Below are 10,588 nucleotides of genomic sequence, written 5' to 3'. Positions count from 1 at the left end.
TCCTGGGGTTCCTGGTGCCGCGCTGGTCCCGCAACTTCCTGCGCTGCTGCGCCGAGGGCGGCTATCGGGTGGACGAGGACACCGGCACGGTGCGCGCTTCTGACGGCCGGCCGGTGCACGTCCGCTCCTATCCGCTGGGCGTGGACGCCGACTACCTGCGCGCCCGCGTCACCGAGCGGGACGTGCAGACGCAGCTCCGCTCCGTGCGCGACCTCGCCCGCGGCCGCAGCATGGTGGTCCGCGTCGACCGCATGGAGCTGTCCAAGAACATCCTCCGCGGCCTGGACGGCTTCGCCACCTTCCTGGAGTCGCAGCCGCGCATGCGCGGCAGGGTGGTGCACTTCGCGCTGGCCTACGCCTCGCGCAGGGACCTGCCCGAGTACCAGGCCTACACCGCCGAGGTGAAGCAGGCCGCCGAGGCGATCAACGAGCGCTTCCGCACCAAGACCTGGGAGCCGGTGCGGCTGGAGCTGCGCGACAACTATCCCCGCGCGCTGGCCGCCATGGCCACGGCCGACGTGCTGGTCGTCAACCCGGTGTGGGACGGCATGAACCTGGTGGCCAAGGAGGGCCCGTCGGTGAGCGAGCGCGACGCGGTGTTGATCCTGTCGCGCAACGCCGGCGCCGCCGACGACCTCGGCGAGGGCGCGATCCTGGTCAACCCGTTCGACACCGTCGAGCTGGCGGAGGCCATCGGCACCTCCCTGGCCATGCCCTCCGAGGAGCGCGCCGTCCGCGCCAAGCGCCTGCGTGAGCAGGCGGCCGCGCTGCCGCCTCAAGACTGGTTCTCGTTGCAGCGACAGGACCTCGAGAATCTCCGTTAGCCGCGATCCATTGTGGGGGGAGCTCGCTCCCCCCACGGCCCCCAAGAGCGCCTGTGCCATGGTCGGGCCGATCCCGCCGCCGCGGTCCCCCAACAGCGCCGGTGCCATGGTCGGGCGGATCCCCAAGGGCGCCGGTGCCCTCGTCTGGTTGCTCCGCGGGCTCACCGGGTCCACGCTCCTCCACAGCCCTCAACAGCGCCGGCGCCGTCGTGCTGGAGGAGCCGCGGTCTGGCAGGCACACGCTCCCACAGCCCCGAGGGCGCCTGTGCCATGGCCCGGTGGATCCACGCGGTTGCGGGTAGCGGGTTGTTCCCGGTCCGCCCGCCTCGGTACACTGCCGAACCCGGGACCGCTTCGGTCCCGGAAGCGGGATGTAGCGCAGCTTGGCAGCGCGCCACGTTCGGGACGTGGAGGCCCCGGGTTCAAATCCCGGCATCCCGACCACCACGGAGCCCCCTGACCTGGGGCTCCGTCGCCATTTACGGCCTGGCAGCACCCAGATGCTCACCGTTTGCTCACATCGGTGCCGAGGATGAGACTGGCGACGACCTCGGCGGCGGACCTTGTCCAGCGCGGGCAGCGCGCTGGTGTAGGTGTCCAGGGTGAACGCCACGGTGGCGTGCCCGAGGCGCTCGCTCATCACCTTCGGGGGCACCCCGCCGCCATACTGGTAGCCGGCGGTCGCGTAGGAGTGGCGCAGGTCGTGCAGTCGGATGGCCGGCAGGCTGGCGGCACGCACGCGCGTCCGAAACCACAAGCTGAACCGGTTGGGGTGGATGGGCGCGCCGTCGGGCATTCTGGGTGGTTGGCCCGTGGAAGGGGTAGAACGTGCGTATGGCTGCGCACGCCAGATCTTGGCGGGGACGACAGATCGGGGTGCTGACCGCGCTGGTTGTGGCTGCCGCGGTGTTGGCCCGATGCACACTCCCCCGCTACCCCGCCGCGGTCCGCCCGTCGATGTCGGTGTCCCCGCAGACGGCGCTGCTGGACCAGCCGGTGACCGTGTCAGTGCGCGGACTACCCGCCGGTGCGCGCGCAACGGTCGCCGCGACGGCCACGGACGCGGGCGGGACAACCTGGTCGGCGTCGGCGCAGTTCCAGGCGACCTCGGCCGGGGTGGTGTCGCTGGATCAGCCGTCGCTGGGTGGCAGCTACGCCGGGGTCAACCCGATGGGGCTGTTCGAGCTCATGGCCCCGCCGCCTGACTCGACACCCACCGTGTTCCTCAGCCCCGACGCCGGCTACGACGTCACCCTGCAGGCCACCGTGGGCGGGCGGGTGGCCGCCGGCGCCACGGCCCGCCGACAAGGCCCTGCCGCGGTCGGCGTGGTCGAAAAGGAGCTGCGCCCGGCCAGGGGCGAGATCTACGGGAACTTGTACTTGCCGAAGAACACCGCGGCCAGGCGTCCCGCGGTGCTGGTGTTCGGCGGCTCCGATGGCGGCCTCAGCATCAGCTTCGCGGCGGCGCTGCTCGCCGCCCACGGCTACCCGAGCCTGGCCCTGGCCTACTTCAACGAACCCGGCCTGCCCCAGGGTCTGGACAACATTCGGCTGGAGTACTTCACCAACGCCCTGGGCGTGCTGCGCGCGCAACCCGGGGTGGATCCTCGCCACGTGCTGGTCATGGGCGCCTCGCGGGGCGGCGAAGCCGCCCTGCTGCTCGGCGCGTACTTCCCGCGGCTGGTCAACGGCGTCATCGCCGGCGTTCCCAGCTCGGTGGTGAACCCGAGCATCCCCGACACCACCCAGCCGGCCTGGACACTGCACGGCCGCCCACTCCCAGCCGTGAGCCCGTCCGACTTCTGGCGGCCCACCCCGCCCGGCAAGCCGCAGGCGGTCATCGCGGTCGAGCGGATCCGCGGCCCGGTCCTGCTCACCTGCGGCGCACTGGACCTGCGGTGGCCATCGTGTGACCACACCGACGCCATCACCGCGCGCCTCGCCGCCCGCCAGTTCGCCTATCCGGTCACCGCGCTGCGCTACCCCGACGCCGGCCACCTCGTCGGCGGCCTCACCGCGTACTTCAACAGCCTGACCGACGACGCCCTCACGACCTTCGGTGGCACCGTGGCCGGCGTCCAGGCCGCCCAAGCCGACGCGCACGCCAAACTGCTGGTCTTCCTCGCATCCCAGTAACACCAGCAGGAACCTGCGCCAGCGGGACTGACCTCTGGTTCCGGTCCCCGGAGCTAGCAACCGCGGCGCCTCCTCGCCAGTTGATGATCGCCTTTAGGCAGCGGCATGCCGCACAAGGCAGCGCCCCCGGTAGGAGCCGAGGGCGCTGGCAGTGTCCAGAGTTCGTCAGAAGGGTTCCTCTGTATGTCAAAGGGTGGGGCAGCCGCGGTGAGGATCTGCTCTACCAAGTCAAGGCCGGCCCTGCGGGCGGCCGCCTTCCTCGGCCCGTCCTCGGCCGGCAACCGCCACAGCGGGCGCACCTGACCGCAGCATTGCGAGCCACAGTGTCGCTCGGATTCGCCTTGCTGGGACCTGTCCACCGTCTAGAGAGCCGGTCAGGAGCCGGATCGGGCTGATTGCGCTCCTCTTGCACACGGAAGATGCATAGGCCATGGGCACGTCTGTTGCTCGCAAATCGGACAATCCCTGGTACGTGACCGGCTCGCTAGCGCGGGTCCGGCCGGTCGAGGTTCCAGTGCCGGGCGACCGAGCACATCCACCGGTCGGGGTCGTCGCGGGCGTCGCGAGGGGTGACCGAGAACAGGCTGACGGTGCGCTGGCCGCCTTCGTGGTCGCTGTAGAGCAGCTCGATGGCGAACCGGCGCCGCTCCCCGATGGCGGCGACCACGCCCGCGTGGAAGACGTCGTCGCCATCCCGCACGGCCCCCTGCCAGAAGCCGATGCCGCCGGCGGGAAGGTAGAGGTCCCGAGTCTGGCGCCGGAACTGGTCGAGCTCGGTGTGGGGCCCTCCCGGGCGCCACTCCGGCGTCGGGTGCCAGCCCTGCAGGACCGCGATGCCCGCGCCGACGTTGCGCAGCGACATGGCCAGGTAGACGGTGCCGTCGATGAGCTCGATGGAGGCCCTGCCGCCGCTGAGGGTCGCCCAGTGGTTGTCGGCCCACATGATCTTGTCCGAGGGGTCCTCGAGCCGGGAGGGCACCAGCACCGGACGGAGCCCTGCCAGCAACGCCCGCTCGGCGGTGCGCGCCGCACGGTTGGCCGAACGCACCGAGGCGAACGTGCCCACGGCCAGCACCAGCGTGGCGCCCGCCGTGGCCAGCGACGCGATCGTTGCCCAGTCGGTCATGCCACAGAGCCTACCGGAGCCCGCCGACCTCGCCGAGCCCCGCGGCCGCCCTCGGCCGGCAGCAGGCTGCATGCGCGGCTGGCCGTCCGAGCCCGGCAGCGTCACCGGAATCTACCTGCATGGGTGGCATACTGCGCCCCTCAAGGCAGCGCCCCCGGCCTGGTCCAAGGGCGCTGGCGGCGGCGTCGAGGGGTGCTCAGAACGGTTCCTCTGTAGTCAAGCGGAGGAGAAGCTGTTGTGAGGTCTGCTCCGCCAAGTCAAGGCCGGCCTTGCGGACGGCATCACCACCCTCCGGCTAGGGCCGGCTTCGTACGGACAGGGCACGCCGGGCTGCTAGCCTCGCTCCATGCGCCCCTCGGTTCGACAGCGCTCGCCTTCGCGCTAGGGCCGAGCGGGGGCAACAGCTCAAACGCTGAGCCATTGCCGCGCCCTGCAACCCCCCAAGAGACGTCCTGCCGCGCCGGCTTGCCAGCCAGGCCGGTGGCCACCGGAGGATGAGACCCGCCCACACGCGAGCTGGTGACCATCGCCGCCAAGTCCCGAGCCGCCTTCGTCCTTGCCGGCCATGCTCCAACGTGCCCCGAGCAGCAGTCCGCAAGGGTTGCCCCCGGTCAACAGCGGTCACCAACCGAAGGCGCTGAGCTGCGCCTCCCCCGGATGGCGGGCAGCCCGTCAGCGCTTCCCAAGCTCGCGGCGCAACGCCGCCTGGTCCGCCCTCGGTCCACGCCGCAGCGGCCACCAGCGGGTCCCGCCGGGCACCAGCGGTCATAAGCGGCGCGGAGAAATCGCAGGTCGCCAGGCGGATACGCCAACAGCCTCGGGCGCTTAGCAGGATGCGGGCGGGTTCGAGCCCCGCCCCCGGACACTGGTGCTGCCGGGAGCGGGGCTGCCAGCCGGACGACGGTGCAGCGACATCAGGACAGCTACGACCTAGGCGGCGCAGCTGTCCTTGAAGAACTCGTTGGTGGCCCCGAGGGGGTTGACGTTGATGTGGGCGGTGGTGTGCTCAAACAGCGAGCTCCCGTCGGAGCCCGTGCCCCGCACCGTGAAGGTGAAGGTGTCGACCCACTTGTCAGCCGAGACGATCTCGTCGTCGGGGCCGATGACGGGGTTGAAGGCCATGCCACCGTCCCACACCGTGAACCTGCCGGTGAAGGTCGGCCCCACACCGCTCACCGGCACCGCGCTGAAGGTGCCGGTCTGGGTGAAGGTGAACTGGGCGACCACGGTGCCGTCGGGCAGCGTCCTGAGCTGGAAGTGCTCGACCCCGTTGGACACCGTGGTGATCCGGTAGGGGATGTCCGTGCAGGGCAGGACGTCGACGAAGGTGTCGACCTGGTTGTGGAAGGTGGACGTCGTGCCTGGGTTGGCGGCCAGCGCGCTGGCGGCCGGAAGCGCGGTGACGAGCACCGCGACAAGGGCGACCAGCAGCGACCGCCGCACGTGAGTTCGCACCATCCGGATGCATTCCCCCCTTCGGGGAGTCGGCGGTGCGGGATGTCGAAGGCCGGGGCTCGTGGGTGTCGCTGCGAATCACCACGAGGTTCCCGACAACAGCACCACAGAGGCCGGCTCCCACGCTGATGAGCTGACGTGTCGTCGCCCGATCCAGCCGCGACGCTAGCCCTCTCCGGCCATGCAGTCAACGCCGGCCACCTGCTTAGCCGGTGGTGACGGCTGGGCGCAGCTGGTTGTGCTGATCAGCGAGCAGGCACCGGTAGACGGCGTCCGACAGCCGCCGCTTCAGACAGCGCAGCGCCTCCTTGGGGGACTTGCCCTCGGCGCGCTTCCGGCGGTAGTAGGCCTGTCCGCTGGTGGGATGGCGGATCTGCACAATCGCCATCAGGTGCAGGGCGTGGCTGAGCTTGCGGTCACCGGCCCGTGACAGCCGGTGGCGGACCACCTGGCCGCTGGAGGCCGCGAGCGGGGCGGTGCCGGTGTGGGCGGCGAAGTGATGGTTGGACGGGAACCGGCGCACGTCGCCGATCTCGCCGAGCAGCTTGGCGGCCAGCACCGGGCCGACCCCAAACAGCTCCACCAGGGTCGTCTTGGACTGAACCACCGCGGTCTTGATGCGCTCCTCCACCGCCGTGATCAGCCGGTCCAGGTCGCGCACGTCAGCGATCAGGTCGCCGGCCAGCTGCCGGCGGGTGACCGCCGGCGCGCCGGTCGGACACGCCTGGCCAAGCAGCGCTTCGGCACCGTCGGCGGTGAGGCTGCGGCCGGCGCCGGCGGGGACCAGGTCGACCAGCAGCCGGTGCAGCCGGTTGATGGTCTGGGTGCGCATGCGGACCAAGTCCTCCTGCCGGAGTTGCCGCTCAAGCTGCATGAGGCTCCAGACCTTGCTGCCGTCCGCGCGGATGCTAGGGCTCGACGTTGGCGGCCAGCTCGCGGATGGTGGCCAGGTCGACACTCAGCAGCTCCGCGCACTGGTCGAGTGGCGCCGCGATCGGCCGGCCCAGGTCGGCGTCGTGCCAAGTCCCACGGCGATAGCTTATCGAACGCACGTTCGAAGTCTGGGGAGGGGCCAAGCTCCCTAGCGGGATGCTGCCGGGGCCGTCGTGGGGCCGCGACCCAGCGGTCAGCAGCGGTCAATCACGGTACAGAGCGGACAACTATATCCGCAGCTACACAGCCGTATCGGCTGGAACGAGGAGCTGTGGGTGCCGTTTCTGGCATGCAAGAGGTCAGCGGGTTGGGCCCCGTCGGAATCGACTGATAGCCCGGAACAGACAGAAGCCTCGAATAAGCAGGCAAGCCAATTACGGCGATTGGACGATTCCCGTCTGGCTGGCAAAGGGATACGTTCCGACCCCGGCCGCCTGGCTAGGCGAGGGGGGTGGTCGCCTTGGACCGCTGAACGGCACTGTCGGCTTCTAGCAGGGGCCAGGGAAACCGGGCCCGTTCGACACCAGGCTCGACATGCGACGGCATCTGTGAGGAGGAGCCTGCATGCTAAGACGTCTCTTCGTGGCCCTTACCCTAGGAATCCTGATGATGGCGGCCCTTGCCCAGGGCGCCGCCGCCGACCCGAGCGGGGCCAAGAACAGCCTCACGTTCCCAGCAACCTGCGACGACGGGCAGACGGTCCAGGTCGTCGTCAACGGGAACGGAGAGTTCACCCCTGCCCACGTGGTGGGTAGCACAGCGGTGTTCATCCCGCAGGCCTTTGACCTCACCTTCCAGTTCACCCCCACCGGGGGGCCGACCCAGACCGAGACGGACACCTCGTCCAAGCCCAACGTGCACGGGGACCTGGTGACCTGCAGCTTCGACGTCACCCAAACCTTCCCGGAGGGCACCTTCCGCCTATTCGGATCGGCCACCGGCTTCTTCACACCGGCATCGTAGCCATCCCGGCTTCGCGCCAGAAAGGGGGGGATCGCGATGCGTTCTCCAAGCTGGCCTTCCATCGCCCGCGCCCGAGGCACGCGCCTCGGCACGCTGTCGGTGCTGTTGGCCGGCGGCCTGCTCCTGGCCATGATCCAACCGGCGGCGGCGCAGCCGATCGAGCGGTCCCATGACCACATCGTCGAAACCTTCCCGGGCGAGGTCTGCGACATCCCGGTCACCATCACCCTCGACATCATCGAAAACATCCAGGCGCGGCTGGCCAACAGCGGGTTCCCGCTGTTCCAGACCACCGGCCCAGGCACGGCGACCATCACCAACCCAGCGACCGGCAAGTCGGTCGTCGTGCGCTTCACTGGTGCCACCAAGGACCTGACCGTGGTCGACAACGGCGACGGCACCATCACCCTCCGGACCGCCGTGACCGGCGTCCCGGAGGAGGTCAGGCTGTCGGACGGCACCGTGGCGATCAAGGACGTCGGGCGCGCGGTGTTTGTGGCCGTGCTCGACTACAACGGCACCCCGACCAACACCGACGACGACGAGTTCATCTCCCAAACCATCGAGTCGATCTCCGGCCCACACCCCGATCTGGAAAGCGACTTCACGCTGTTCTGTGAGGTCGTGGTGCCAGCCCTGACGTAGCCGCCCGAAGCCGGGACCCAGCGCGGTGCTCGGTCCGCGCTGGGTCCGCGCCGCGTCGGCCCCGGCGGGCACGAGCGGTCACCACGGGTACGAAGGAAGCGCAGGTCGCCGGCCCTACGCGCCCCGGACCGCGGGCGATGCACCGGGGAGGGGCGAGTTCGCGGCTCGCCGGCCGGACGCTGGGCCTTGGGCACGCTGGGGGCACAGACCGACAGCATCCACGGGTCAGCAACGGATAGTCTCGGCAAGTAGATGACCTGGCAGGCAACTGTTTGCGGACGCGCGCCGCAGGTCCAGAGATCGGTCGTCTCGCTCTCTTAAGGCAACGTTCAGCCGCCAGGGGGACGGTAGGCGAGGTTTTGCGCTCGGCGCAGCGCGTCCAGGGTGTCCTCCACGCTGAGGAGCACCGTCGTCGACAGCGAGCTGAACGCGCCGCTGCCCGCCACGGTCACCAGCGCGCTGGCCATCGTGGTGTTGTCCGGGGCTTCGGCCAGGACATAGCCGTCGTGGTCGCCAAAGGCGTACCAGTAGCCGAGCAGCTTGCCCCCGTTGGCTTCCAGCAGGCGCCCGACCGTTTCCCGACGGTCCTCTGGCTCTTTGATCAGCTTGGCCCACGACTCAGGTGTCAAGCTGAACTTTGCAAGGTACAGTGGCACCGCGACCCCCCCAGCTCGATCGGCCCGGCCAACCTCCCGGCGACGGCTGATCTTCGCGCCTCGGTGACCCAGGGCCTCGGCAAAGTGGCGAGATGTCAGTTTCACGGGGTTGTGATGCCGAGGAGGGCGAGGGGTCGGGTGGCGTCGCGGGCGTTGCGGCGCAGCGCTTTGGCGATGTTGCGGTCACCGCGTGCGTGCAGGATGCCGATGGCGAGGTTGCGGAGGCAGGCCATGGCCCGGGAGGCGGTGCCGGTGCGGGTCTGGGAGGCGTCGGCGGCGAGGGTGGTGTCGCGGAGGTGGTGCAGCGCCTCGATGCCCCAGTGACCCCGGATGGCGTCGGCGAGGCGGGCGGGGTGGGCCTGGGCGGCGGTGCGGCTGGTGACTGCGTGGACGGTCACGGTGCGCCACCGCCGGCTGCGCAGGGACCGGACCCTGCGGGTGCTGCGGATCGCCTGGGTGGCGTGGGGGAAGTCCAGGCCAGCGACGGTGGTGACCTGGAGGCGGCGGAGCTCGACCCTGCCGTGCCCGCGGTCGCGGGTGTGGTCTTGGGCGGGGATGTCGTGCCAGGGCAGGGCCTTGAGGTGCTGGTGCAGCGAAGGCTGGTTGTCCTTCACCATCAGCACGTACGCGGCGTGCTTGCTGGTGACCAGCCAGTCGGCGTGCTCGCGTTGGGTGTGGAGCGCGTCGGCGGTCACGACCCGCCCGGCAAGGTCCAGCCCGGCGAGGAGGGGCCGGAACCGGGTGGTCTCGTTCGTCTTGCCGTCGACGTCGGTCTGGCCCAGGACGGCACGGCTGGCGTGGTCCACGACGGCGAGCAGGTGGACCTGCGCGTGGCCGTGGTGGCCGGTGCCGCGCAGGGTCTTGCCGTCGACCGCGACTGCCGGCCACAGCGCTGGTGGTGGGGTGGCTGGTGCCGGTGGCGGCTGGTCGGCCAGCCACCGGCCGATGACCAGATCCAGCGCATCAGGGTCGACGCGGGCCAGCACGCGGCGCACGGTGGCCTCGTCGGGTGGCCGCCAGGCCCTGCGCAGCGGGTCGCGGCGCACCCCGAGGGCGGCCAGAACCGGCTGGGGCGCGTCCGCTGCCCATTCACCGATCGCGACCAGGGATCTGGCGCCGGACAGCACGGCGGCGACCGCGACGGCCAGCACCGCGCCCAGCGCATGCCGACGGCCGCGTCGCTGCCTGGGGTCGGCGATCCTGGCGAGGTCGTCAAGCAGGCTACGGCACTGGGAAGGCGCCAGCGCGACGGGCGCATCCAGCCGTTTGGCGACCGCGGGAATGCGCGATGATGTAGAGGCAGGCACGGGCTTCCAGAGGGGTCATGGGCGTTGACACCCGCATGATCGCTGGAGTCCGTGCCTGTTCCACATCCACTCCCAGACCAACCCTCACCCCCGACCAACCAGACGAACCCGCACTATGCCGGGGCCCTGCCCAGACACGACGGCTGGTCGCTCGCCTGGACGTGGACGCGGCTGTGAGCAGCCGGCGCGTAGCGGCATGGCGATTCCTGCGGAATCAGGCTTTCGCCGCGAATTTCATTGGATGCGAATACGCGACGGGCTGCGTACGAGCAGTGGGGAGTCGTCGGCGTTGCCGCCTCCGACCTGGTGTTCCCGTCGCTTGGGGACCCCGAAGCCGCGACGTGAAGGACGCCACGCGATCTCGGGTCGCCGTCCGTGCCTGCCTTCCTTAAGCTGCGGGTTTGACCCACACTCGCATCCGATGCGAGAGTCTCGCATCCAATGCGACGACGGTGGGGGTCACCTTCGGTGGAGGACCACAGGCTCGCCCCAGGCGCGGCCGGGCTGCACGTGGTCGCCGGGCTGGCGCTGCTGCGGCCCGAG

Annotated in this window: 10 protein-coding genes and 1 tRNA gene; 5 read left to right on the top strand and 6 right to left on the bottom strand. The window is 70.4% G+C overall.

Features of this window, described 5'->3' with window-relative positions; all coding sequences use genetic code 11:
• The 3 genes from VG276_20460 to VG276_20450 form a co-directional block, all read left to right on the top strand.
• Nucleotides 1-824: trehalose-6-phosphate synthase (locus VG276_20460; protein HEV8651698.1), on the top strand; the 824-nt coding region annotated here is incomplete at its 5' end.
• A 367-nt stretch (nucleotides 825-1,191) separates the two neighbouring features.
• Nucleotides 1,192-1,268: transfer RNA gene (locus VG276_20455), tRNA-Pro, on the top strand.
• 390 nt (nucleotides 1,269-1,658) lie between these two features.
• Nucleotides 1,659-2,960 (top strand): acyl-CoA thioester hydrolase/BAAT C-terminal domain-containing protein, encoded by a 1,302-nt coding sequence (locus VG276_20450; protein HEV8651697.1) that lies wholly within the window; start codon nucleotides 1,659-1,661, stop codon nucleotides 2,958-2,960.
• Between the two features lie 484 nt (nucleotides 2,961-3,444).
• Here VG276_20450 and VG276_20445 read toward each other — a convergent pair whose 3' ends face one another.
• From VG276_20445 to VG276_20430, 4 genes are all read right to left on the bottom strand, one after another.
• Nucleotides 3,445-4,086: a hypothetical protein gene (locus tag VG276_20445; GenBank protein ID HEV8651696.1), complete on the bottom strand. Its 642-nt coding sequence runs from the start codon at nucleotides 4,084-4,086 to the stop codon at nucleotides 3,445-3,447.
• A gap of 930 nt (nucleotides 4,087-5,016) precedes the next feature.
• Nucleotides 5,017-5,529: a hypothetical protein gene (locus tag VG276_20440; protein ID HEV8651695.1), complete on the bottom strand. Its 513-nt coding sequence runs from the start codon at nucleotides 5,527-5,529 to the stop codon at nucleotides 5,017-5,019.
• Between the two features lie 217 nt (nucleotides 5,530-5,746).
• Nucleotides 5,747-6,373, bottom strand: a complete 627-nt coding sequence (locus tag VG276_20435) for a transposase (protein ID HEV8651694.1) — start codon at nucleotides 6,371-6,373, stop codon at nucleotides 5,747-5,749.
• 76 nt (nucleotides 6,374-6,449) lie between these two features.
• Nucleotides 6,450-6,593, bottom strand: coding sequence for a hypothetical protein (locus tag VG276_20430; GenBank protein HEV8651693.1), 144 nt, complete (start codon nucleotides 6,591-6,593; stop codon nucleotides 6,450-6,452).
• A 445-nt stretch (nucleotides 6,594-7,038) separates the two neighbouring features.
• Between VG276_20430 and VG276_20425 the strand changes: the two genes are divergently transcribed.
• Nucleotides 7,039-7,437, top strand: a complete 399-nt coding sequence (locus tag VG276_20425) for a hypothetical protein (GenBank protein HEV8651692.1) — start codon at nucleotides 7,039-7,041, stop codon at nucleotides 7,435-7,437.
• A gap of 36 nt (nucleotides 7,438-7,473) precedes the next feature.
• On the top strand, nucleotides 7,474-8,082 hold the full coding sequence (locus VG276_20420) for a hypothetical protein (protein HEV8651691.1): 609 nt from the start codon (nucleotides 7,474-7,476) through the stop codon (nucleotides 8,080-8,082).
• A gap of 329 nt (nucleotides 8,083-8,411) precedes the next feature.
• Here the strand turns inward: VG276_20420 and VG276_20415 are convergent, their stop codons facing one another.
• Nucleotides 8,412-8,738, bottom strand: a complete 327-nt coding sequence (locus VG276_20415; protein HEV8651690.1) for a GYD domain-containing protein — start codon at nucleotides 8,736-8,738, stop codon at nucleotides 8,412-8,414.
• Nucleotides 8,739-8,839: 101 nt separating this feature from the next.
• Nucleotides 8,840-10,045 (bottom strand): ISAs1 family transposase, encoded by a 1,206-nt coding sequence (locus VG276_20410; protein ID HEV8651689.1) that lies wholly within the window; start codon nucleotides 10,043-10,045, stop codon nucleotides 8,840-8,842.
• Between the last annotated feature and the right edge of the window lie 543 nt (nucleotides 10,046-10,588).

This window comes from Actinomycetes bacterium (assembly GCA_036000965.1).
Classification (GTDB): domain Bacteria; phylum Actinomycetota; class CALGFH01; order CALGFH01; family CALGFH01; genus DASYUT01.
The sequence above is the reverse complement of the archived record's forward strand: the minus strand, read 5'-3'. Positions and strand labels throughout refer to the sequence as shown.

Bases quoted from the DNA above. Each gene is read 5' to 3' on its own strand.
- VG276_20450 (HEV8651697.1), top strand. From the start codon at position 1,659: ATGGCTGCGCACGCCAGATCTTGGCGGGGACGACAGATCGGGGTGCTG.
- VG276_20445 (HEV8651696.1), bottom strand. From the start codon at position 4,086: ATGACCGACTGGGCAACGATCGCGTCGCTGGCCACGGCGGGCGCCACG.
- VG276_20435 (HEV8651694.1), bottom strand. From the start codon at position 6,373: ATGCGCACCCAGACCATCAACCGGCTGCACCGGCTGCTGGTCGACCTG.
- VG276_20425 (HEV8651692.1), top strand. From the start codon at position 7,039: ATGCTAAGACGTCTCTTCGTGGCCCTTACCCTAGGAATCCTGATGATG.
- VG276_20420 (HEV8651691.1), top strand. From the start codon at position 7,474: ATGCGTTCTCCAAGCTGGCCTTCCATCGCCCGCGCCCGAGGCACGCGC.